This is a genomic window from Paenibacillus sp. FSL W8-0919 (assembly GCF_038003785.1).
Classification (GTDB): domain Bacteria; phylum Bacillota; class Bacilli; order Paenibacillales; family Paenibacillaceae; genus Paenibacillus_AQ; species Paenibacillus_AQ lactis.
Map to the genome: position 1 here is coordinate 5,352,537 of NZ_JBBOPV010000001.1, position 24,129 is coordinate 5,376,665.

Below are 24,129 nucleotides of genomic sequence, written 5' to 3' on the forward strand. Positions count from 1 at the left end.
AGGGCTGACTATCTATTCCAATGTATTCTACTGACAGCCTGCTTATTAGAAGTTTCGTCCTCATAGGAGCCCGGCTGCAATCAGAAGCCGATCGGCCGTCCATTTCGTATAGGCAAGCACTTCCCTGGATTTATGCTTCGCCATCGGCAGCACGGTAGATTTCGTCAGCGAAACCGTTGGCCGCTCATAGCCGAGCGTCGCCGCCACTTCCATCGATCTAGTGCCGTGATAATCATGCGTGATGATGATCGCGGTCTTCCATCCCTGCTCTTTCATAATTGCCTGGCTGTACAGCAAATTCTCATAGGTGCTGGTCGCTTCGTTTTCCAAAAAAATGTCGCTCTCCGGAACACCCGCCGCTACTAAATAATTGCGCATCCCTTCGGCTTCGGTGTAAGGATAGCCGGGCTTGTCGAGTCCGCCGGTTACGATAAACGTGCCAAACCGCCCTTCCTTATACTCGGTGAGAGCATGCTCAAGCCGTTCGCGGAGCCCCGGACTCGGCTGATCTCCCCACATGGATGCCCCGAGTATGATGCCGACGTCCGCCTTGTCAGCCGGATTGCTGACGGCGCTTTCGATTTTCCAATACGCATACCCTGACCATAATACGCCAGCCGCAACGAGGGTAAGCAGCGCATACAGAGCCCTCTTCATCCATAGTTTCTTCCCGGTCTTGGAACGTATAACCCGCTCTTCTCCGTTTATTTCCTGCCGCATTATGACTTCCTCCTGAATTCGCCGTTATGAAATAGCTGCTGCCGATGCTCCAGAGACATCATGAAATAGGGGAATTCATGGGCATCGATCGCCCGGAGCAGGCTTTTCGCCGTTACTTTGGCCAACCGATAGTCGTCGCGGGTAATATCATTGCGGTTCAGGGCATCCTCCAGCTCATCCTCATCCAGCAAAAATACTTCGCCGTTGCTGACGACCACAACGTCCAGATACAAATCATCAAACCACGGTACGCCCTGGTCGGTTACGCCCTGCTTCTTGCAAATATCGATATACCACTGCACGATGTTTCGCTTATCGTCAAACATGGCCGTAACGATATAATGGCTGTCCTTCGGATAATACTGCAGCCAAGAGTAGCCTTTGTCCGCAATGCGGTATGTATGGCGGCCATAGGTTTTCCATAATGGTTCTTTCAGGCCATATATGGTGTATAAGGTCAGGTACCCTGTGAATTGCTCGGAATCCACATACCGGGAAGTGAAGTGCCGGCGGGTGATACGGCGCCAATTTGCCCGATCTCCGAATTTACGTTTCATGGAACTCTTCCTCCCCATATCGTATTCCCAGCTTACCACATTTAGGTTTCACACTCAAAACAAAGAAGCCCTCGCTTTGAACTTAACCCTGTCAAGTAGACAGCCTAAAAAAGCAGCCATAAGCAACCCTAGTTCGGTACTCAACCGGACTAAGGTTGTTTAGTTTTTGTTGAAAACGTTCATGGTTGTAAAAATGGATATATCGTTCAATTGCCTTTACGAGCTCTTCCTCGGTCGAGAAAGTGTCGAGTCGAAGACATTCTGACTTCAGGTGTCCAAAGAAGCTCTCGATACAAGCGTTATCCCAGCAGTTTCCCTTACGCGACATACTCACTTTAATTTTCTTACGCTTCAAAAAAGCATGGTACTCCTTGTGAGTATACTGGAAGCCCTGGTCGCTGTGGAGCAGCAGGTTGGCTACTTTGCGTTTATGTACAGCTGCTTGTACGGTCTCCAGCACAAGCTTTAAATTGTTGTGGCGTCCGATCCGAAAGGCAACCACCTCGTTGTTATACAGGTCAAAAATAACCGACAGGTACAGAAAGCGAGAGCCGATTGGCAGATAGGTCACATCGGTGACCCATTTCGTATTGGGTGCCGTGGCGTTAAAATCCCGATTCAGTACATTGGTTGAGGTAATCCCTGCCTCCCGACGGCCAAAGTATGGCTTCCTTCGCCTAATACGCGCACGAATCCCCAGTTCTTTCATCAGCCGGTACACACGCTTATGGTTGACGTTCAAGCCAAAGGTTTTCTTTAGCCAGACACGAATCCGTGGGTATCCGTAAATGCCCTTTAGCTGAGTATGGCACTCTAGAATCTTCTCTTTCAGAGCCTGCTCATCGATCTGTTTGGGCGTTGGATTATTCTTTCTGGCTGCCCATTTGTAGTAACTACTTCGAGCGATACCTGCCAGTTCACACAGCAAGGCCACGGGGAAGTTGCTAGTTAGCGCTTCGATGGCTTGGTAGGTTTGACGTCGCTTTGCTCTTGCCCCCTTTGCAGTTCCCATAGCTTTTTTAGCAAGGCATTCTCCGCTCGCAGCCGCAGGACTTCTTCCTCCAATGTTTTGGCTTTCTTCGGTCTCCCGTTCTTCGAACCCGTCGAGGTGCCTCTTTTTTCCTTGAGACCCTCAATTCCTTCTCGCTCGTAGTGAGCCACCCATCTTCGAACCATCCTATCATCGATGCCCAAGGTCTTGGCTACCGTCTTGTAGCCAAGACCTTCCTCCAGGAACATCGCAACAGCCTTGCGCTTAAATTCGATGTCATATGTCTTTCTTATTTCGCCCATGGAAAAAATCCCCTCCAAAGTAGACTTTAATGCGCTTTTTACACACTGTCTACTTAAAGGGGATAATATCACTTTATCCGCGAAGGCTTCTTTGTTCATTATGGACTAACTTGGTTAGGATCAGACTCGGTGGCCGGAACATCCGGCTCCACGATGGTTCCGGGAACCGTCGTGACGTTGCCCGAATCGGTGGTGCCTTCAATCGTTCCCGAATCCTCGCCGCCCGTGCCATCACCCGCATCCGACCCGGATCCATCGCCCTGTCCGCCGTCCGCAGGCGGATTGGTACCGCCATTGTCATGGCCGTTTCCTTGGCCATTGCCTTGACCGTTTCCATTTCCGTTGCCTTGACCATTGCCGTTGCCCTGGCCGTTTCCATTGCCTTGGCCGTTGCCGTTATCTTGGCCGTTACCGTTGTCTTCGCCATTTGGTATGTCGATGCCATCGCCGGCATCTCCTTCATCCGGCGGAATTACATCCTCAATATCCCCCGGATCCGGCTCAAGATCATCCGGCGGCAGCTCGGATACGGCAGCGATCTGCAGCACGTTCGAGCGCTCGGATTCTTGATCCGTTGCCGGGTCATAGGCCGTTACGTAATATTCGTACGTCAGCCCCTCCATCGCGCTCATATCATCCGTGGAGGTGCTGTTCACCGCATTCAGAATCCGCGTGAATTCGCTCTCCGAGGTTTCCCGGCGGTAAATCCGGTATTGAATGCCGCTGCCCTGAACGCCATTCCAGCTCAGATAGACGGTCTGATTCGCGCCGTCATAAGATCCGGTCAGGCCGCTGACAGGCTCTAGCTTCGGCGTCTCCACCACCGGCGGGGCCGGCTCGGTGCTCGGGAAGTTTTTCGGCTCATAGGACTGAACCGCCTTCTCCATAATCTTGCCCCAGAGCGCTGCGGACATTGAGCTGCTTCGCTTCAGCAGATGCTGCTTGTTCGGTTTGTCGTATCCCATCCATACGGCCGCCGTCAGTTCCGGCGTGTAACCGACAAACCAGACGTCACGGTTGGAACTGATGCCTTCGTAGCCGCTTTGCGTCGTGCCGGTTTTACCGGCAACCGGACGGCTGATCCGGGCATTCCGGCCCGTTCCGTCCTGAACGACACGCTCCATCATTTCCGTCATCTGGGAAGCCGTCGACTCGCTCATGACTCGCTTGCCCTTGCTTCCCTTATTCTCATGCACGACTTTGCCTTGATTATTCCGTATTTCCTTAATTGCGAATGCTTCCTTCAGCTCGCCGCCATTGGCGAATGCGCTGAACGCTTGAGCCATCTCGAACGTGTTCGTTCCGGAATTCATGCCGCCAAGAGCCAGGGACAGGTTCGCGTCGGCCTCCGTCATCTGGATGCCCAGACTCTTGGCGAACTCGACCCCCGTTTTAACCCCGATCTGGTTCAGCAGCCATACCGCCGGGATGTTCTCGGAGCGCTGAATCGCTTCCGGCATGCTGATCGTATCGGAGTATCCATGCAGATTGTTCGGACAGTAATCCCCGAAGCATTGCTTCTTGTTGCTCAGCCTGGAATCCTTCGTAAAGTTGCCGGATTCCAGAGCCGGCGCATACGACACGATCGGCTTCAGTGCCGAGCCCGGCTGACGACGGCTGTCGGTCGCACGGTTGAATCCGCCGCGCATATACTCTCTGCCGCCCGATATCGCCACGATCCCGCCGTTCTCCTGATTAATGATAACCATGGAGCCTTGAACGATCTCCTCATCCGGGCTCTCTTCAAAGTTGGCCGGATTGTTGAATTCTTCCTCCATCGCCTGCTGGGCGTTCGCGTCCATCGTCGTATAGATCTGGTAGCCACCGATATTCAAATCGTCCTCGGTAAGCCCCCACTTCTCCTCAGCCTCATCCATGACGTAGTCGATAAAGGCCGTATATTTCTGCTTTCTTTCCGGCGGCGTATAGTCGTAATCGACTTTCTTCGCCTTCTCGGCCTCTTCGGCCGTAATATAGCCCTGCTGCTCCATCAGCGTCAGCACGACCGCACGGCGCTCCTTGGACAGCTCCGGATTTTTCAGCGGGTTGTACCGGGAAGGCCCCTTCGGCATGGCGGCCAGCGTTGCCATTTCCCACAACTCAAGCTCCTTAAGATCCGATTTGCCGAAATAACGCTCGGAAGCCGCCTTAATGCCGTAGTAAGGTCCGCCGAAGTTAATCCGGTTCAAATACATTTCAATGATCTCTTCCTTGCTGTGCTTCCGCTCCAGCGCCAGCGCGATCGACATTTCGGTCGCTTTGCGGAAGAAGGTTTTGTCCCGGGTCAGAAAAATATTTTTCGCCAGCTGCTGGGTGATCGTACTTCCGCCCTCCACCATGGAACGGGCCATAATATCCTTCACGGCAGCGCGGCCGATCGACCAAATGTCGACGCCGTTATGTTCCCAGAATCGTCTATCCTCTGTTGCTATAAATGCATTAACCAGTTGCTCCGGAATATCCTTGTATTCAACCGGATCGCTCTTCTGGATCGACAATTCGCCCATTAAATTGCCTTGTCGATCATATACTTTCGAGGTACCGTAAGCGGTCAGTTTATCCTTATTCTGATCCAGAAGCTTCTCGCCGCTGACCAAGATAAACAGATACCCTGCCAGGGCGCAAAATATGGCGATAACCGCCGTAAAAAACAAAGCCCATGCAATCCGCTTGCCTCTGCCTTTTTTCTTCTTCTTCGACCCTGATTTGGATCCTTTGGATGCCTTCGGGTTATCTTTGTTTTTGTTCACCCTGGACATCTCGTTATCTCTTCCAGCCATTTGTCCCCCTCCTTGCTCCCTTGCGGGATACAAAACTCTGTACACATTACAGACTCTCGGAAAGAAAAGAACAACCTTCTCAGGTTGCTCTCTGCACTCCTTATAAACTAAACGAAATATAAACCAAAAAGTTTCAAGTTAATCAGGACGCGATCATTCCAAGAAGCCAGGGCCGCTAATGACCTCATGATTGCAGCGATGATTAGGGAAATCCAGGTATAGAGACATTATCCCAAGCATATCGTGCAAAAATCCGTGAATTTTATTGATCGTTGCTGCTATCCTGCATCAGGGAAACATTGCGCTGCGGCATGAACGTGGAGATGGCATGCTTGTACACCATTTGCTGACGGCCGTCGCTGTCAATCACGATGGTAAAGTTGTCAAAAGCCTTGATCGTTCCACGGATCTGAAAGCCGTTGGTCAGGTATACCGTAGCCGGGATGTTCTCTTTGCGCAGTTGGTTCAAGAACGTATCTTGGATGTTGATGGACTTGTTCATTAGCCGTACCCCCAATGGTTCAATTAGATTGTTTTGAAGAATATATTCAAGATATTAGTGAAACTTTCCTGCTATTATAGCACGGATTTTTTGATAGTTCGCAGAAAAATTTCCCGAGTCGGTGACGTCTACCCACTCGATGTCCTTCATATGGCGGAACCAAGATAGCTGCCTCTTCGCAAACCGGCGGGTATCGCGCTTGAGCAGCGTCACCGCTTCCTCATAGCTGCATTCCCCTTGAAGATACGAAACGATTTCCTTGTAGCCAAGACCCTGCATCGCAACAAGCCCGGGGCCGAACCCTTTCTCCATTAGCGCTGCCACCTCTTCGACGAGCCCCTGCTTCAACATCAGATCGATTCGCTCTTCAATACGGTTATATAGCATTTGCCTGTCCATTGTCAAACCGACCAGGCATAATCGGTACGGAGACTCCTTCTTCTGAGGGGCCAACTGGGACGAAAGTGGGATGCCGGTCACATGGAATACTTCCAAAGCACGAACGACCCGGCGCAGATCGTTCGGATGCAGCCGCTCCGCGCTCTCCGGGTCCACTTCCGCAAGCCTCCGGTGAAGCGCCTCCGCCCCGTATTCATCCGCATAACGGAACTGCTCCTTGCGAAATTCCTCATCCGCTCCGCTCTCGCTGAATTGGTAGCCGTAGCAGACGGATTCGACATAAAGCCCTGTGCCGCCGACGATGAAGGGCAGCTTGCCGCGCTCCGTAATTTCGGTAATCAAGCGCTGGGACTGCTCCTGAAATTCCGCCACCGAGTAAGGGTAATCCGGTTCATGGATATCGATCAAGTGGTGGGGAACCCCCTCCATCTCGTCTTTCGTAATTTTGGCGGTCCCGATATCCATGCCGCGGTATACCTGCATGGAATCGCCGGAAATAATTTCGCAATTAAAGGCTTTGGCGATCTCGATGCTCATTTTCGTTTTGCCGACGGCTGTAGGACCGATCAGAACAAGCAATCTCGGTTTGGATTCAACTGTCAATGGATATCACTCCGTACGTAGTTTTCGACTGCCCCCGCTGCATGACCGTAAAGCCCAATCGCTCGAACTCGCCGCTGTACCGCGTTTCCTTCATGACAACGGTTTTGCGGGCCACTCTGACCGCCTGCTTCACGCTTTCCTCATCCAGCGGCTCGCCGTTCGCATAGAGTCTGAGCGGATTCATCGAGTCGGAGCTTGTAATCGGATCACGGAACATCGGATCAAAATAAACGATATCGACGCTTCGGTCCGGCAGCGACCGTAAATATTCCAAATGATGTCCATGCTTGACCATAATGCGCCGCATCGCTTGATCACTCGCCTCGAACTGGCTCTTATAGGTCCTGAGCCCCTCTTTCAGCATCGCGAACAGCGGCAGGGAGCTCTCCAGTGCAACCACGCGGCTGTTCGGCCCGCCTTTTCCGGAAAAAACAAGCGCGTCCGCGCCCAGCCCTGCCGTGCAGTCGAGCACCGAGTCGCCCTCCTCCATGCGCGAAGCCTCCAGCATCGGGTCCGGTTTGCCGCGAAGCACCCGCTTCAGCCTTACAAAGCCCATGCTGGGGTGAAACTCCGTGACCGAGCCATCCGGACCGCTTAAGCGGACATGCTCGTGCAAGACGACCAGCACGTCCTCTTCGCCCATCCGGCGGGCCAGCTTTCTTAACGATTGGCCGCCTCTTGGAACATACCGGCAGCCGGTTTCCTGGGCTAAGCGCTTGGCGCGTTCAACGATGTCAGGCGCTTCCGCTTCTCCAGTTGTAATAATCATGAATTTCCTCCTTGCTTTTACATGACGCGCTTGAACATTTTCTCCAAATCGTACGGGGAGAAGGAGACGACAATCGGTCGTCCGTGCGGGCAGGTATACGGCTGCCGGCATTCGGCCAAACGCCGGATCAGCGTCATGGCCTCCTGCTCGGTCAGCTTCTGGTTCGCTTTAATCGAGGCTTTGCAGGAGCACATGATCGAGGAAGCTTCCCTTAGCTTGGCAATATCGATGTGCCGCTCGTTCAGCACCCACTCGGCCATTTCCTCGATCAACGCTTTCTCATCGCCTTTCGGGAACCAGAACGGATGGGAACGGACCAGGAAGGTGTTCCCTCCGAAAAATTCCATGTATACGCCGGCCTTCTCGAACCAATGCAGGCGTTCCTTCACCTTCTCCGTTTCCGAAGGCGTGAACTCCAGCGTTATCGGCAGCAGCAGCTCTTGCGAGGCATCCGCAGGCTTGCCGAATTGCTCATAGTAGTATTCGTAGTTAATGCGCTCATGAGCCGCGTGCTGGTCGATCAGATACAGGCCGGTCTCATTTTGCGCGATAATATAGGTTCCATGATGCTGCCCGATATAGGTTAGCTGCGGAAACGGCGGAATGTCCGGAGCCGGGCCCGATGCCGCCGCCATCCATTCCTTCGTGACGGCCGGCACATTGGCCGATCTGCGATCCGCCGCACGGTCCTCATAGCTTGGCTTCGAAGGATACGCGGCCGCCGCAGCCGTTTCCCTCATCTGCGGCTGCTGTGCAGTCCATTCCTTGTAGTCTCCGGAAGAGCCCGTTACGGATTCTTGCAGCGAATCCGGTCTCGGGGCCGTCTCCCGCCGGAATTCACGCCCAGAAGATTCACCCGGGGGCTTGCCGCCCAAGCCGTCTTGAGGGATCTCCGCACGCTCCCCGCGAGCCGGCGCTCCATAGGATGGAGCAGGAAAATTCAGCTGCTCCTGGATAAAAGCGTTATCGCTCTTGCCGATCGTTTGCTTAGCCGGGCGCGGAATGAGGATCTCCTGCCGGAGCACATTCCGAACCGCTTCTTCTATGAACGAGAACAGCTCCGGCTCCTTGCTGAAGCGGACCTCCAGCTTGGACGGATGGACGTTTACGTCGATTAGCGACGGGTGCATCGACAGCTGAAGCACGACGAGCGGGTACCGGTTGATCGGCAGGAGCGTATGGTATCCCTTCAGCACCGCCTGCATCAGACCGTAGTTTCGAATATATCGTCCATTGACGATCAAGGACATGCCGTTCCGGTTGGCTCTGGTAAAATCAGGGCGGCTAATATACCCCTGAAGAGTATAGTCCATATTCTCCGCTTCGATTTTCATCATCGCTTTCGCGGATTGCGTGCCGTAAATGGCCGCGATGACCTGCAAAGCATCTCCGTTTCCGAGCGTCTGCAGGAGAGTGTTGCCGTTATGGCGCAGCGTGAACGCGATATCCGGTCTCGACAGCGCCAAGCGGTACATATAATCGGAAATATGGCCCAGCTCCGTTTGAATCGTCTTCATATATTTCAGCCTTGCCGGCGTGTTGTAAAACAATTCCCTGACAAGGAAATCCGTCCCTTTAGGCGCAGCGGTCTCTTCGTTCACACGCAGGTTGCCGCCCTCGATTTCGATTTTACGCCCGCGGCCGTCCTGTTCATTCGACGTCACGACGCGCACCTTGGACACCGCCGCGATCGAAGGGAGCGCTTCGCCCCGAAATCCGAGGCTGATGATCTGGAACAGATCTCGCCCCTCGGCAATCTTGCTCGTCGCATGCCGGTAGAAGGCGGTCTCGCAATCGTCGGGATCGATGCCGGAGCCGTTATCCGTTACGCGGATGCTGTCCAGGCCGCCTTCCTCGACGGCCACGTCGATTCTCGTGCTGCCGGCATCGATCGCGTTCTCCACAAGCTCCTTCACCACGGAGGCAGGCCGTTCAACCACCTCACCGGCTGCAATCTGGTTCGCAATATGCTCGTCCAATACGCGAATTTTTCCCATGATCCCCTACCTCCGTTTCCTTGCTGAATTTAAATGCAATTTCGTCTTATAAACTGCAGGCTCAATTACCATTACTTACTTCGTGAACAAAACTTCTGTAATTACAGCGCAGCTTTCACTAGAATGTGACTACAATGTGACTACAATGTAGCTAAGATTGCAAAACAGCTTTGGGTCACAATGGAGCTCTGTGCAGCTGCTAATACTTTGAGCCTCAATGCAAATCAGCTTTGAATCACAATGCAAATCAGCTTTGAATCACAATGCAGACTGGTTACGATTGCGATTCGGCTAATCACCGCTACATATCCTTCGCCTTCATCTTCAGATCATTTAATAGCTGCATCGCTTGCAGCGGCGTCATATTCATCAGGTCTGCACCCTTCACCGCTTCGATGAGCGCCCGAACGGACGGATCCTGCGAAGCGGAGGCGCCTGCCTCCTCAAAAGCCGCTTTCTCCTTGCCGATTGCGGCATTTTGCGGCTCTCTGACAGCCTCATCGTCAAAAATCGAGAGCTGAATCACCTCTCCGGTTCTGCCGTTTTCGCGGCTCTCAAGGCTTTCTGATCCTGCCCTCGCCAATGGCTCGGCTGCCTCCACCGCTTCCCTGACAACGTCATGCTGTCGCGTGTTGGCATAACCTCCTACAGTGCCTCCTTGTGCTGATTCGATACGCTGGAGCGCAGCGCCATGCTCGGAAGCGACAGCGGCCAAGGAAGCCTGCTCCAGGCCCTGCAGCAGTCCGTAGGCACGATCGATGATGCTGCCCGGAAGACCTGCCAGCCGTGCGCAGTATATGCCGTAGCTGCTGTCGGCGGCGCCCGGAATCAGCTTGCGCAGAAAATGCACCTTGTCCCCGCTTTCCTGAACGGCCATCGAATAGTTGCTAAGCCCCTTAAGGCTTTCCTGCAGATGGGCCAGCTCATGGAAATGCGTCGACACAAGCGCCTTACAGCCGATATGGTCATGCACATATTCGATCACGGCTTGGGCGATCGCCATCCCCTCGCTCGTGGAGGTTCCCCGTCCCAGCTCGTCAATAATGATGAGGCTTCGGGGTGTCGCCTTCTCGGTCATGACCTGAATATCGGCCATCTCCACCATGAAGGTGCTCTGGCCTCCGATCAGATCGTCAGCGGCCCCGATCCGGGTAAAGATGCGGTCAACCAGCGGAATGACGGCGCGCTCCGCCGGCACGAAGCAGCCGATCTGGGCCAGAATCGACAGCAGCGCAACCTGGCGCATATACGTGCTTTTTCCCGCCATGTTCGGACCGGTGATCAGCAGGATGGAAGAACCCTCCTTGCGCAGCTCCGTTCCATTGGCGATAAATGCCGAATCCTTCATCACCGCCTCCACCACCGGGTGGCGTCCGCCTTCGACGATATAATCATAGCCATCGCTCAGCTCCGGCTTCACGAACCGGTGCTCCGCACTGACCGCAGCCAGCGATTGATACACATCCATCTCAGCGATTCTTTCGGCCAGCTTCTGCAATCTGGACACCTGCATGTTCAGCTTGTCCCGCAGCTCGGTGAACAGAGCATATTCGAGATCGACCATCTTCTCCTGCGCTTCAAGGATCAGTCCTTCCTTCTCCTTAAGCTCAGGCGTGACGAACCGCTCGGCATTCGCCAGCGTCTGCTTGCGCTCATACCGGCCTTCCGGCAATGAGGACAAATTGGATTTCGTGACCTCAATATAATAGCCAAACACTTTGTTGTAGCCGATCTTAAGCGACTTAATCCCCGTTGCGGCGCGCTCCCTCGCTTCAAGCTCCGCGATCCAGCGTTTGCCGTTCGTGCTCGCTTCCCGCAGCTCGTCGAGCCGCTCATGGTAACCGGGCTTAATGATTCCCCCGTCCCGCACCGAAACCGGCGGTTCATCCACGATGGCATCCTCGATAAGCTGATACAATTCCTCGCATGTATCGGTCTCCTCCGCCAATCGGCGAAGCGTACTGGAGGTTGACTGCGCACACAGCTCCTTCAGCGCCGGGACTTGCCGCAGCGACAGCTTCAGCGCATTCAGATCGCGGCCGTTGGCGCTGCCGAATGCGATCCGGCCTACCAAACGCTCGAGATCATAAATTTCCTTCAGCGCCATCCGCAAATCTTCACGCAGTATGTACTGGTTGTACAGATGCTCAACAGCCTCTAGCCGCTCCTCGATCCGCGCACGGGACAAGAGCGGCTTATCGATCCAGCGGCGCAGCAGCCTCGCTCCCATCGACGTCTCGGTTTGATCCAGAAGCCACAGCAGCGAGCCTTTCTTCGACCGCTCCCGCACCGTTTCGACCAGCTCCAGATTGCGTCTGGTGAACGGATCGAGAACCATGAATTGCCCCGGTTCATAGGAATCGATCTGGGTCAGCTGGCCGAGCGAACGCTTCTGGGTTTCGCTTAGGTACGAGATCAAGAGAGAGATGCACGCTCTTCGCTCCTCCTCAAGACGGGCCCAGGCAGCCTCGCCGAATTGCGATTTGACCAGACCGTCCTCCCGGCGTTCCCATGCCGTATGCACCACGTTGCGGCTGCCGGGAAGCGCCTGGGAAGCAATGATCTCCAGCAGCTTGGCATCCCCGATAATTTCGGACGGCTCGTAAATATTAATCTCATCCCTCAGCCATTCCTCGGAGAATGGCACCGAGGTGACGTACAGCTCCCCGGTCGACAGATCGCATGCGGCAAGAGACAGAAGACCTCCCGCCTCCGTTACACACACCATATAGTTGTTGGATTTATCGCTAACCGCCTTGCCTTCCATGATCGTTCCCGGCGTGACGACCCGGACGATCTCCCGGCGGACCATGCCCTTCGTGACGGATGCATCCTCCATCTGCTCGCATATAGCCACTTTGTAGCCTTTTTCGATCAAACGCTGAATATAGCCTTCTGCCGAATGATAAGGCACGCCGCACATCGGAATCTTCTCGGCGCCTCCGCCCTCGCGGCCGGTCAGCGTAATTTCCAGCTCCTTGGCAGCCAAAATCGCATCATCAAAAAACATTTCATAGAAATCGCCCAGACGGAAAAAAAGAAACGCATCCTGCGCTTGTTCCTTCACTTTCAAATATTGCTCGATCATCGGCGTATATTTAGCCATGACTTACCTCCATGCCGTTTATAGCTGAACTCTATTATAACAGAAATGCATCCTTTGTCTCACGGCATCGAAGGAATATTCCAAAGCGGCCGGATATCCCTGCTCTCATCCCACGTCCGGCCGCTTTCGATATACGACAGCGCCTTTTCGATTTCGAAGGCAAACTGCGGGTATTCCGGCAGCGCTGACAGATCCCGGTGCCAGCCGGGAACACATTCCCTGAGCACGGCCTTGTCGCCTTCATAGTACGCGCGGTGGTACCGCTCGGCATTCAGCGGCCTGGCAGGCAGCAGGTCGCTGTATTTGGCCGCCAAGTATGCGTTCGCTAGCGAAAACTTGGTCACGAAGGGCGAGATCAGGAAGCTGGGGAGCGTCCGGTATTCGAATCCGCCGTACGGCTGGCGGCGAAAATCGCCCAGAAATCCGTAGCGCGGCCTGCGCTGCCGTCCCTGCGGGTCTTCCAGTAGAGCCAGTGGCAGTGCCAAATAATTATCGAGCACTTGTAGAAGCGATATATTCAGCGGCACGCCGCTGAAGTGGATATGGCCGCCGAGCGGAAAATCCCTATAAGGCAATGCCCCCGCCCGCCACGACAGCGTCCGGTCCGTTATGAGGGCATACGCTTCACGCATCGCCCGCTGCAGCTCGCGAATCAGCTCCTTCGGCTGCGCCTTGGGATCAGGCCGCAGCTCTGCCAGCGGGTAAATGACTTCTCCGCGAAACCGTACGGCATCACTACCGGCCAGACCCCCGCGCTGCATAAACTCCGATGCGTGGACGATCTCCCCGTTATCCTTCATCAGAATAAATTCGGGGTCCATTCCGAGCAGCAGATTCCCCTCTCCCGCCTCCGTACCTCCCAAGCTCCGGCGATCGTACCGTCCTGCTGGAGCAGCCTTGGCGCTCATAACGGCCCCGCCGGGAGATCCATGGAGCCGAATTTCCTCCACTACATATCTGCGGCCGGGCCGAGCCGCGATAACGACTTCCCCTTCCTCGGCACCCAATGTGTACAGCGAACGCACGGCAGCCTTCTCCAGCCTCCGGTGAAGGCCGTCGGCATATCCTCCGCTGCCATGCTCCGGCTCATGGCGCGTGCTGCCGCCTCCGGTCTGATCATGCCTTATCCATTCGGCCGTCAGCTCCCGTACGCGCACCGAGTATCTGGCCGCATAGCCGGCTGCCGGCTCGGGCCTTGCGGTAAGCCGGCACGGTATGCCGGCTCTCGACAATCTAGCCGCAGCGCGCGCTGCAGCAGAGCCGTCAAGAACGGCAAATCCGCGTTGTTCCCCTGCTGTTCCCATGGTCAGCGCCATATTAGCCGGCCCCCTCAAAAATAAAATAAAAAAGAGGGCATCCGCCCTCCGCAAAGCTGCTTTCACCGCATATGCTGGATTATAAGCTTCCCTGATGGAGGGTTAACTTACAATTCATCTTCCAGACCTTCATAGTCCAGGTCTTCGTAATCGTCGTCTCCGTCTCCCAGGACGTAGTCGAACTCTTTGTCTTCATAGTCGCCGTGATGGTGGCTGCACACTTTGACGACCACCTTCGTCTCGGCAACAAGCTCTACCGCGAACTCTCTCTCTACCCGTAGAATGACACTCGTGCCATTGGAGGATACGCTAGCTTCCACACAACTCGGCTCCTGTGTCGCTTCCGCCGACACTTCAACCGTTGAAGCACGATGCTTCGGATCCAGATAGGAGAGAGGTACGCGCTCTACATAAGATACCGTCTCTTTAGCCACGTCGGTCTGCGAATTTTTGTCATAGGAATACCAGATGTTCACATCGTAAGTACCAATAACCTCAATTCCGTCTCCGGCGGCAACCGCCTCGTATTGATGGTTTATAATCCAAGCCCCCAAAATACTGGTCGGATTATTAGGCGGAGTCACGGTATGTGTTACGGTAGAGAACTTACGACCCTTGCCGCAGATCGCCTTCGTGATGATTTCTCTACATTGGTGTTTATGACTCAATGACATCTTCGAACCTCCTCCTTACACTCATTCCATACATGTGTATGCACGACATGGGCGAATGTTGAATGAAGTGGTCCAAATAAATTCGGATGATGCCAAAAAAATTGAAAGAAACGTTCAGAATTATCGCATTCAGCCTGCGGAACCCGCATGCTTCTGCGGTTTTTTGGCCGTAGGGGCCTTGTATTTCTTTGAAATATTCAAGTAATAAGCAAGCTCGCGGCACAGCTGGAGAATCGCCGACCGGACCTCGAACTCCTCCCTCGTGGCCGGCAGCTCCATCTTCTTGAAACGTTCCTCCAGCTCATTAAGCAAAGCTTCCGATTTGCCGGTATATCCCTCGGATATGACATCCTTGCTTAATTGCTCGAATACCTCGGCAGCGAGAATCCCGTGCGGCAGCCTCTCGTATACCTGAGAGATTTGATGCATCATGCTCTGGATATTCTCCATCTGTTCCTTTCTCATATAAAAATAGATGTTCCACGCTCCGTCCGGATGGATCATCTGGTTCTCCGATGCCCGTTTCGCCTCCTCAATCCCCCGGTCGATCTGACGGTTGGCCTCGATCATTTCCTTTCCGTCCCAGATATGCTCCGGATCTCTTAAAGTCAGGGAGAAATGACTGAAGATCACGGAAAACAGCCCGTCCACCTTACGCCGGATGTCCATCATGGTTCCTTCGCTATTGGGCATGTACACCAGATTCACAAGCATTGCGGAGCCGAGGCCGATCACGAGCAGCGCAACCTGAGTGAGCATAATGTCCGGCGCAATCTCTTCTCCCTGGAACACCCGGAACACAACAACCGAGCTGGTGACGATGCCTTCCTTGAAATTCGCCCTCGATATGAGAGGAAAGGCGAGCAGTATGTATAGCGCGAGTACCCAATAATGGAACCCGAGCAGATAGAATAAAATACAAGCCAGCGCCAGCCCCAGCAGCGACGCAAAGAAACGCGACGAGATGGAGATAACGCTGCGCTTGCGGGTGACGTCGACGCCAAGGATCGCAAGAAGACCGGCGGACGTAGCCCCCGGTATATTGAAAGCATCGGTTATTAGGATGGCAAGCAGACTTGCCACAGCGGTTTTAATGACACGAAATCCCATGAAAATCAAAAGCCCCCAAGCGTGGATAATCAAGTTCAATCTTGTTCCATCCTAGCTTATTTTCATGTCATTCACAACCGGCTTCAGCCTCTGCCGTGGAAGCGAGTCTTTGAACGTGATGCTACCTGTGGGCCAGCAGCTTTCTTTCAATATATACGACGATTTGGTACATCGCCGTTGCCACGACTGCAATAATGAGGAGACTCGACAGCACGAGCGTGAAGTTGAATACCTGAAATCCGTACATAATCAAATATCCAAGCCCGGATTTCGCAACCAGGAACTCTCCTACGATCACGCCAACCCAGGCCATGCCCACATTTACCTTCAAGGTCGATACGATAGCCGGATAGGAAGCAGGCAGAATGACGCGCTGGAATACTTGCCGCTTCGTGCCGCCGAAGGTGCGGACAACCTTGATCAGATTGGAGTCCACCTCATTAAAGCTGTTGTATACAACGAGTGTCGTCACAATCACCGTGATCGACAGCGTCGTCACGACAATCGCCGTAAATCCCGCGCCAAACATGACGATGAATATCGGCCCCAGCGCCACCTTCGGCATACTGTTGAATACAACCATGTAAGGATCGAGCACCTTGTTCAAGAAAGGCGACCACCAGATGATGACCGCAAGCAGGGTGCCGACCAGGGTCCCGAGAAGAAATCCGACAACGGTCTCTCCGACGGTAATCCCCAGATGACCCCACAGCTCCCCGGTCACGATGTTATCCCAAATATTCGAGAAGATTTTGGTTGGATAACTGAAGAGGAGGACATCGATCCACTTCATTCTGCCCGCCGCCTCCCACCACGCGAAGAACAGGAGCAGCAAGCTGAGCTGGACGGTGAGCACCCGGCTCTGGATGCTGCGCTTTTTCCTCCTATGCTTATCATAAATATCCTGGAGCCAGCGGTTTGAAGAAGAAGCCGGCTCTTTCCGCTCTCGATTGGTTGTCAATGGCTTCACTCCTTCCCGATTCGCTGCATTTCGCCCCATATTTCATGAAATAATTCATTAAACCCCGGTTCCTTGCGGGCATAAAACGGCTGTACAGCCCTTATGTTCTCCGGCACTGCGAACATGCGGTGAATGCGTCCCGGATTGCGGTTCAGCAGGACGACCCGGTCGCTCATGGCGATCGCTTCGGACAAGTCATGGGTTACCAGGATCGCGGTTTTTCCCCGCTCCCTCAGCGTCTCGACAATCAGGTCCTCCAGCTGCAGCTTGGTCTGATAATCCAGCGCGGAGAAAGGCTCGTCGAGCAGCAGCAGCCCCGGATCCGTCGCCAGCGTACGCACCAGGGCTACCCGCTGTCTCATGCCTCCCGACAGCTGGGCCGGGTACAATGGACCGCTGCCCGCAAGCCCCATCTCCTTCAGCAGGCTTTGCACCTCGCTCCGGCTGTCCGGATTCAGACGCTCCGTCAATTCCAATCCGATCAAGGCGTTGTCCATGATGGTCCGCCACGGGAATAAGTAATCCTGCTGAAGCATATAGCCGACTTCCGGCGACGGGCCGCTGACCTGCTTGCCGTTGACGATCGCCGTTCCTTTCGTAGGCTGGAGCAGACCGGCAATGACGGACAATATCGTTGTCTTGCCGCAGCCGCTCGGCCCGACCAAGCTGACGAACTCGCCCGGCTCGACGCTCAAATCAATTCCTTCCACAGCCAGAGAGGCTTCCCGATCCGTCACGTATACATGCGTGATATCGTTCAGTTCTACTACCGGTACCATGGTGCACTCTCCTTTCATTCCATGGATGGGAGATGAAACGCTACTTTGCCTGTTTGGCCTTCTCAGCAAAGTTGTTGTTGACGATTTTGTCAGGTGCGACCCGCTCCTTCAGCTCCCCCGCCTGTTCCATGACGTCAAGCAGATTGTTCCATTCGGCTTCATCCACGATCGGATCCGTCGCAAAGCTGCCCTGCTCCTTATAACGCTTCACAGACGAGACGACGATATCCCGGTCGCTGTCCTTGAAATACGGCATGATTGCATCGGCGATGTCCTCCGGACTGTTTGCGTCCACCCACTGCTGGGCTTTATATAGAGCATTCGTAAATTTTTGCACTGTAGCCTCATGGTTATCGATGTAGCTTTGCTTGGTCATGAACACGGTGTACGGCAAGTTTCCGCTCTCGACGCCGAAGGATGCCACCACCTTGCCGCGCCCTTCTTTCTCGAATATCGAGGCTTGCGGCTCAAACAGCTGCACGTATTCCCCTGTCCCCGAGGCATAAGCCGAGGCGATGTTTGCAAAATCAATATTCTGAATCAGCTCCAGATCGGCATGGGGATCGATGCCTTTTTTCTTCAGCGTAAATTCTCCGGCCATCTGCGGCATCCCGCCTTTGCGCTGGCCGAGGAACACGCTCCCCTTCAGCTGATCCCAATCAAATTCGCCGCCTTCGTTCCGCGCCATGAGAAACGTGCCGTCCGTCTGCGTCACCTGCCCGAAGTTGATCACCGGATCCTCCGAGCCCTGCTGATACACATAAATGGAAGTTTCCGACCCGACAAGCGCAACGTCGATGGCCCCCGACAGGAGCGCCGTCATCGTTTTATCGCCGCCGGGAGTCGTCTGCAGCTCGACATCAAGCCCCTCTTCCTTGAAAAAACCTTTCTCCAGTGCGACATACTGCGGAGCATAGAAAATCGAGCGCGTGACTTCGCCCACCTTGACCTTCGTTGCCGAGCCGCTGCCGCCTCCGCATCCTGCCAGCGCTGCGGCACACACAAGCAGCAGGCTTGCCGCCAGCGCCCGCCATATTCGACGCTTCATGCTACCCCTCCATTCCCTTAACCTACCGTTTCATTTCAGCATATGCACCCACTCGCCCAATGGTTAACTAGCCATCATAGAGGTGGAAGGACCGCAATCGTGCTCTTTCACCATAAAAAAAACGGCGGTGCTGGGACATCATCCCTATGCACCGCCGCTTCTTATCATGCTTCATTCAATTCATCCGTACCGTACCGTCAACGCTCATTTCTTCGGGAACCGTGATACGGCTTCTTGTTTATGATGAGATTAAAGCTTATAAATCTCTTTATATTTTGCCTCCAAATAGTCGGCCAAGTAGTCCGGATTCAGTTCTTCACCGGTTACACGCAAAATAATTTCCGAAGGGGTCTCCGTTTTTCCAAACCGGTAGACTTTCTCCGTCAGCCATTCCTTGATCGGCGCCAAATTTCCTTGCTCGATCAGCTCATCGAGATTCGGCATTTCCTTGCGGAGCGTATGCAGCATTTGCGCTGCGTACATATTGCCGAGCGAGTACGAAGCGAAATAACCGAAATCCCCGCCGGACCAATGCACATCCTGAAGGACGCCGAGTCCGTCATTCGGAGGCATGATGCCAAGATACTCCTTGTACTTCGAATTCCATACTTCCGGAAGCTCCTTCACGGAAAGCCCTTCGTTAAAGAGCTGCTTCTCGATCTCATAACGGATAATGATATGGAGATTATAAGTCAGCTCATCGGCCTCGATCCGGATCAGGGAGTTCTCGACTTTATTGACGGCCAGATAGAAATCCTCCAACGAAACATCCTTCAGCTGTTCAGGGAAATGCTGCTGAAGATCGCCGAAGTATCGGCGCCAGAACGGCCGGCTGCGACCGATCATGTTTTCCCATAAGCGCGACTGGGACTCGTGGATGCCCATCGATGCCCCTGAAGACAGCGGCGTGCCCGCCAAGCTCTTGTCGATGTTTTGCTCGTACAAGGCGTGACCGCCTTCATGCAGGGAGCTGAACACCGCGCTTAGAACGTCATCCTGCAAATAATGGGTCGTGATCCGGACATCGCCGGGATTGAGTCCGGTAGCGAACGGATGGACGCTCTCATCAAGCCGGCCGGCCTCAAAGTCATATCCCATCTGCCCAAGCAGGAACCTGCTGAATTTATCCTGCTGGCCGATATCGAACAGCTGCTTCAGAAAGCCGGTCTCCGGTTTGAAGGACGATTCCGAAACCGCATGCACAAGCGGCACAAGCCGAGCTTTAAGCCGGTCAAAGATCGCGTCCACTTTCTCCACCGTCAAATCCGGCTCATACATATCCAGAAGCGTGTCATATCGGGTGCTTTTCACTCCCCAATAGTCGATAAACTCCTGCTTGAATGCCACGATCTTCGTTAAGTATGGTTCGAATCCGGCGAAATCGCTGTTCTTCTTGGCTTCCTCCCACTTCGTCTCCGACTGTGAGGCAAGAATGGAGTACTCCTTAAAGCGTTCCGGCGGAATCGATTTGTTCTGCTCATAGAGCTTGCGTATCTCTGCTACCATGCGGCGTTGGCGTTCGTCCAGCTGCCCCTCGTGCTTCGGATCCGCAAAAAACTGCAGAAACTGTCCCATCTTCTCCGAGACCTGCAGTTTAAAAGCTTCCGTCGATAATATGCCAATCGTCTCCGAGCGGATGTCCGTGCCTTTGCGCGGGGCGCCTGTCCGCAGATCCCAATGAAGGACCCCGAGCGCTTCATAATAGCTCATGATTTTGCGTACCAATTGCTGAAACTGCTCCCATTGCTGAGATACCTGCACTTCCATAATCAGCTCACCTGCTCTTTTAAATTTTTTTGGATTGGATTCATAACTACTCTATTGATGATACGTTCTGCTAGGTATATAATCAACTTTCAGAAACAGCAAAATCAGATGCTGCATAGAGGGAGGCCTAGAACCGTGATCATCCAACTATCCCCTGAGGCCGACCTGAAGCTGAAGGAAATGCTCGGGAGCAGGCCTGGGGCCGTGAGACTGATCTATGATACCGAGGGCTGCGGATGTGCCGTTAACGGCGTCCCGGGACTGCAGGTCGTGGACGGTGCTGCCGACGGCGATACCGTGATTCAAACAAACGCCTCGATCCCTCTGGTCATCCATGGCAAGCAGGAGGTTTTTTTCGAGGAAGAGCTTAAGCTGGACTTGCACGCCGGCACCGCTAGTTTTCGTCTCACAAGCCGCAATCAGACGTATGGAACAAATATCATAGCAACCGACACCCGTGTTTAAACCTAACTCTTAGATACAGAAGGAGAGATACCCTATGGAAAAACATTTGGACCGCATTCTGGAGCATAACCGCAGCTTTGTAGAGAAGAAAGAGTATGAGCCTTACCTGACCGACCGCTTCCCTGATAAGAAGCTCGTCGTTGTAACCTGTATGGATACAAGACTGGTTGAACTGCTTCCGAAAGCAATGAATTTCAAGAACGGCGATGTCAAAATCATAAAGAACGCCGGTGCCATCATCTCCCAGCCATTCGGCAGCGTCATGCGAAGCGTGCTGGTCGCGCTGTATGAGCTTCAAGCTGAGGAAGTGATCATCGTCGGTCACCATGACTGCGGTATGGCTGCGCTGGATGCTGACGTCATGATCTCCCATATGAAGGAGCGCGGCATTTCGGACGAAGTACTCTCCACCCTTGAAAATTCAGGCATTCGGCTCACGAAATGGCTTCGCGGCTTCGATAACGTAACCGAGGGCGTGCGGAACACCGTTAGTCTTATCAAGAACCACCCGCTGCTGCCAAAAAGCGTGGCGGTACACGGCATGGTCATCGACCCGAACACCGGGGCTTTGGATCTTGTTGTCGATGGTTACGAAGGCAAATAAAGCAATAAAAGTCAATTCCAAGCACAAACGCATGCTGCGTTTGTGCTTTTTTAGTCACAATTTTACCAAAAACCATCACGTAACCCCTCTCCCCTGTTGTCAAACCATACAGTTTCAGTGTACACTTTTTATCAATCGGACCCCTAGTCAATGAACATCATTGCCTTGTGTCCACGATATGCGTTTCAAAGGGAGTTATGTCCATGAATACGTTGTCATACGGCTTGTTAGGGTTGCTCGCCAGAAGAGAGTCGTCGGGGTATGACCTCATGCTTCGGATCCAACCGTTTTGGCAGGCCAAGCACAGTCAAATCTATCCTCTGCTTGCCAGTATGGAAGAGAAGCAGCTGCTATCCTCGCATTGGGTTCAGCAGACCGACAAACCGGACAAAAAGATTTATGCGATTACGGAGAAAGGCATGCAAAAGCTGCGCGAATGGATGTACCAGCCCATTGCGCCTGCCGTCACCAAGGATGAGCTTTCTCTGCGCACCTTCTGCCTGTGGCTAACCGAGATCGGCATCGCGATTGATATCTACGAGGACCGCAGAAGCAGTTATTTAGAGAAGAAGCGTTACTTCGAGCAGATTCTGGCCGGGATCCCCGAGGATACCCGGGAAATCGGAAGCAAAGCGTTCAGCAATTACATTTTGGCAACCAAAGGCCTGATGATGGCCGAAACGGAGCTGAAATGGTGCGACTGGGTGCTTGGCTTGCTGAAGGAGCATCAGCGTACAGCGGCAGCGAAGCATGGTGAATAATTTTTTGAAACCTTATCGTGACCCGTCCGTATTACGAATTATTCTCTAATTTTAATTACCGGGAGGTACGACAGTACAAGATGAAAAAAGTACTTACGATTCTAGTTGCGTTTACCCTGTTCTTTGTAGCGCTCGCGCCGGTCGATTCCGTGGATGCCCGCAGAGGCGGCTTCAAATCCGGAACGAAGTCCTACTCGAACACCCCGAAAAAGAACGATAGCAACGTGCAGCAATCCAACAGCACGAGCAACTCGAATAAATCCGGGACTACTGCAGGAAATACAGCAAACCGCGGATTCTTCAGCGGCGGCAGCTTGATGAAAGGCCTGATGATCGGCGGTCTGGCAGGGCTCCTGTTCGGCAGCATGTTCGCAGGCATGGGCTTCATGGGCGAGATTATGGGCTTGCTGATCAACCTCATTGCGATTTGGGCGCTCATCATGGTGATCATGATGGTTGTACGCGCCGTGAGAAACCGCCGCAAGCCGGCTGTCGAGCATCATCGTAATGATGATGACCGTTACAACAATAACAACAATAGGTACTAAGCCATGATTCTTAGCATGGACGAAATCGTCAATGCGGTCTGCCTGCATCAGGCGGAGCGCAGAGGCGTGAAACCGACGGACGTGTCGCTTGAGCTGAGCTGGGATGAGGATACCGGATATACGGCGGAAGTATGGGTAAACGGAAGAACGCAGTATTTGATCGAAGCGAACCTGATCGAAGCCATCCTCCGTTATCTGCACTCCGAATATAACATTCGTGCATACAGCGAACAGGTCAGACTGGAGCTGGAAGACGAAATTATCGCCATCGTGCAGCAATAGCATAGCCTTAACATTCATTCAACCCAAACTGCCCTTCGCTCTTTAGCGGAGCGGCAGTTTTTTATAACGGGAGGTTAGTCATGTTTCCGATCCTCGAAACGGAAGCGCATTGATCGACAACGAAGCTTCCCATGCCTTGCTCAACCGTTTAGGCTTTGAGAAGGAAGGCCTCCTTCGGAAGTACATCCATCAGAACGGGAAGTCCTACGATACCTATGTTTACTCCCTTATCCATTGGTCACAATTCTGAAATTTCATTTTCATGGATTCGTAACCCAATCCCTCCTCTCTTCCACTACGATAAACATAGATTTTGTTTAAAGAAGATCACTTGTGGTAATGTCATGTTACAAGGAGAGGATACATCATGAACAACGAACAGCGTATTTCAAAAGCCGTCATCGCGCTTACGGTGGCAGGGACCGTCGGTTTGGCGGGGCTTGGATTCACTCCGGCCGTTTTTTCCGCGCCACATGCCGAGGCAGCCGGGCACACCGAGGCAGCCGCTGCCGACAGCTATGCAGCCAAGGAAGCGTTAAAGACGCTGAACAGCTTCTATAAACCCGCTTTGAAAGGCCAGTTTCCCGGCGTGGTCGGCCGACTGACCGTTGGCAAGAGCACCCGTCAGGACGTGATCAACACGATCGGAGAACCTTCCATTTCGCGCAAGCATGCAGATGATTTTGATCTATATAGCGCGAATATGGGTAATCCCGGTTACGCAATTTCATATAAGCTGAACAAGATTCGGGAGATTCGTTATTTCGGCACGAATGTGGAACGGCAAACGAATATCGGCGGCATTACGATGAAGATGCTGAAGCAGAACTGGTATGCCCCAGCGTCCACCACGACGTTCAAGAACGGCGGTATCACGCAGACCAAGCTCACTTATCATCGGGGTGCGTACAAGCTGGAGTTCATCTTTAACAGCAGCACGGATTTGGATCATATCAATTTGTTGAAAAAATAACGCCCTCCCCCAGCGGCTCTCGTAACGCTTTTGTCTTCTGCCGACCGACGAAATGCTAAGAAACCCGGCTCTTCCATGGTAAAGGGCCGGGTTATTGTGATGGTTCGCATACCAG

23 protein-coding genes are annotated in these 24,129 nt (G+C 53.5%); 6 read left to right on the forward strand and 17 right to left on the reverse strand.

What is annotated here, in order from left to right; translation table 11 throughout:
• Positions 1 to 60: 60 nt before the first annotated feature.
• The 17 genes from NST44_RS24210 to NST44_RS24290 form a co-directional block, all read right to left on the reverse strand.
• Complete coding sequence (locus tag NST44_RS24210) at positions 61 to 720, reverse strand: YdcF family protein (RefSeq protein WP_028403545.1); 660 nt, start codon at positions 718 to 720, stop codon at positions 61 to 63.
• Positions 720 to 1,277, reverse strand: a complete 558-nt coding sequence (locus NST44_RS24215; RefSeq protein ID WP_028403546.1) for a DUF402 domain-containing protein — start codon at positions 1,275 to 1,277, stop codon at positions 720 to 722. The genes NST44_RS24210 and NST44_RS24215 overlap by 1 nt, the downstream gene beginning before the upstream one ends.
• Positions 1,278 to 1,368: 91 nt before the next feature.
• The gene (locus NST44_RS24220) at positions 1,369 to 2,289 is read right to left on the reverse strand and encodes an IS3 family transposase (protein ID WP_340900801.1); all 921 of its coding nucleotides are present in this window, start codon (positions 2,287 to 2,289) and stop codon (positions 1,369 to 1,371) included.
• Positions 2,226 to 2,570, reverse strand: a complete 345-nt coding sequence (locus NST44_RS24225; RefSeq protein WP_007128026.1) for a transposase — start codon at positions 2,568 to 2,570, stop codon at positions 2,226 to 2,228. Before NST44_RS24225 ends, NST44_RS24220 begins: the two co-directional genes overlap by 64 nt.
• Positions 2,571 to 2,668: 98 nt before the next feature.
• Positions 2,669 to 5,350: a transglycosylase domain-containing protein gene (locus tag NST44_RS24230; protein ID WP_213615126.1), complete on the reverse strand. Its 2,682-nt coding sequence runs from the start codon at positions 5,348 to 5,350 to the stop codon at positions 2,669 to 2,671.
• Positions 5,351 to 5,612: 262 nt separating this feature from the next.
• The gene (gene hfq / locus NST44_RS24235) at positions 5,613 to 5,852 is read right to left on the reverse strand and encodes an RNA chaperone Hfq (protein ID WP_007129953.1); all 240 of its coding nucleotides are present in this window, start codon (positions 5,850 to 5,852) and stop codon (positions 5,613 to 5,615) included.
• A 54-nt stretch (positions 5,853 to 5,906) separates the two neighbouring features.
• A complete protein-coding gene (gene miaA / locus NST44_RS24240; RefSeq protein ID WP_007129952.1) occupies positions 5,907 to 6,854 on the reverse strand; it encodes a tRNA (adenosine(37)-N6)-dimethylallyltransferase MiaA in 948 nt (315 codons plus the stop codon).
• Positions 6,844 to 7,623 (reverse strand): class I SAM-dependent methyltransferase, encoded by a 780-nt coding sequence (locus NST44_RS24245; RefSeq protein ID WP_007129951.1) that lies wholly within the window; start codon positions 7,621 to 7,623, stop codon positions 6,844 to 6,846. The genes miaA and NST44_RS24245 overlap by 11 nt, the downstream gene beginning before the upstream one ends.
• Positions 7,624 to 7,640: 17 nt before the next feature.
• Positions 7,641 to 9,620, reverse strand: coding sequence for a DNA mismatch repair endonuclease MutL (gene mutL, locus NST44_RS24250; RefSeq protein ID WP_007129950.1), 1,980 nt, complete (start codon positions 9,618 to 9,620; stop codon positions 7,641 to 7,643).
• Between the two features lie 301 nt (positions 9,621 to 9,921).
• Positions 9,922 to 12,726, reverse strand: coding sequence for a DNA mismatch repair protein MutS (gene mutS, locus NST44_RS24255; RefSeq protein WP_007129949.1), 2,805 nt, complete (start codon positions 12,724 to 12,726; stop codon positions 9,922 to 9,924).
• Between the two features lie 59 nt (positions 12,727 to 12,785).
• Entirely contained in the window at positions 12,786 to 14,042 is a 1,257-nt protein-coding gene (locus NST44_RS24260) for a putative amidoligase domain-containing protein (RefSeq protein WP_340900803.1), read from the reverse strand.
• A 107-nt stretch (positions 14,043 to 14,149) separates the two neighbouring features.
• Positions 14,150 to 14,716, reverse strand: a complete 567-nt coding sequence (locus tag NST44_RS24265) for an outer spore coat protein CotE (protein WP_007129947.1) — start codon at positions 14,714 to 14,716, stop codon at positions 14,150 to 14,152.
• A gap of 129 nt (positions 14,717 to 14,845) precedes the next feature.
• Complete coding sequence (locus NST44_RS24270) at positions 14,846 to 15,826, reverse strand: aromatic acid exporter family protein (RefSeq protein ID WP_028403553.1); 981 nt, start codon at positions 15,824 to 15,826, stop codon at positions 14,846 to 14,848.
• A gap of 121 nt (positions 15,827 to 15,947) precedes the next feature.
• Positions 15,948 to 16,727 (reverse strand): ABC transporter permease, encoded by a 780-nt coding sequence (locus NST44_RS24275; RefSeq protein WP_373872050.1) that lies wholly within the window; start codon positions 16,725 to 16,727, stop codon positions 15,948 to 15,950.
• A 65-nt stretch (positions 16,728 to 16,792) separates the two neighbouring features.
• Positions 16,793 to 17,566 (reverse strand): ABC transporter ATP-binding protein, encoded by a 774-nt coding sequence (locus tag NST44_RS24280; protein WP_007129944.1) that lies wholly within the window; start codon positions 17,564 to 17,566, stop codon positions 16,793 to 16,795.
• A gap of 40 nt (positions 17,567 to 17,606) precedes the next feature.
• Positions 17,607 to 18,614 (reverse strand): ABC transporter substrate-binding protein, encoded by a 1,008-nt coding sequence (locus NST44_RS24285; RefSeq protein WP_007129943.1) that lies wholly within the window; start codon positions 18,612 to 18,614, stop codon positions 17,607 to 17,609.
• Between the two features lie 249 nt (positions 18,615 to 18,863).
• Positions 18,864 to 20,381: a carboxypeptidase M32 gene (locus tag NST44_RS24290; protein ID WP_213615130.1), complete on the reverse strand. Its 1,518-nt coding sequence runs from the start codon at positions 20,379 to 20,381 to the stop codon at positions 18,864 to 18,866.
• A gap of 135 nt (positions 20,382 to 20,516) precedes the next feature.
• Between NST44_RS24290 and NST44_RS24295 the strand changes: the two genes are divergently transcribed.
• The 6 genes from NST44_RS24295 (at position 20,517) to NST44_RS24320 (ending at position 24,014) form a co-directional block, all read left to right on the forward strand.
• Complete coding sequence (locus NST44_RS24295; RefSeq protein WP_007129941.1) at positions 20,517 to 20,846, forward strand: iron-sulfur cluster biosynthesis family protein; 330 nt, start codon at positions 20,517 to 20,519, stop codon at positions 20,844 to 20,846.
• Positions 20,847 to 20,880: 34 nt separating this feature from the next.
• Positions 20,881 to 21,450 carry a beta-class carbonic anhydrase gene (locus NST44_RS24300; protein ID WP_007129940.1) on the forward strand — a complete coding sequence of 190 codons (570 nt, stop codon included), beginning with the start codon at positions 20,881 to 20,883 and terminating at the stop codon, positions 21,448 to 21,450.
• A gap of 203 nt (positions 21,451 to 21,653) precedes the next feature.
• Complete coding sequence (locus NST44_RS24305; RefSeq protein ID WP_007129939.1) at positions 21,654 to 22,211, forward strand: PadR family transcriptional regulator; 558 nt, start codon at positions 21,654 to 21,656, stop codon at positions 22,209 to 22,211.
• 80 nt (positions 22,212 to 22,291) lie between these two features.
• Positions 22,292 to 22,759 carry a hypothetical protein gene (locus NST44_RS24310; protein WP_213615132.1) on the forward strand — a complete coding sequence of 156 codons (468 nt, stop codon included), beginning with the start codon at positions 22,292 to 22,294 and terminating at the stop codon, positions 22,757 to 22,759.
• A 3-nt stretch (positions 22,760 to 22,762) separates the two neighbouring features.
• Positions 22,763 to 23,041 (forward strand): YxcD family protein, encoded by a 279-nt coding sequence (locus NST44_RS24315; protein ID WP_007129937.1) that lies wholly within the window; start codon positions 22,763 to 22,765, stop codon positions 23,039 to 23,041.
• Positions 23,042 to 23,408: 367 nt separating this feature from the next.
• Complete coding sequence (locus NST44_RS24320) at positions 23,409 to 24,014, forward strand: YjgB family protein (protein WP_007129936.1); 606 nt, start codon at positions 23,409 to 23,411, stop codon at positions 24,012 to 24,014.
• Positions 24,015 to 24,129: the final 115 nt, after the last annotated feature.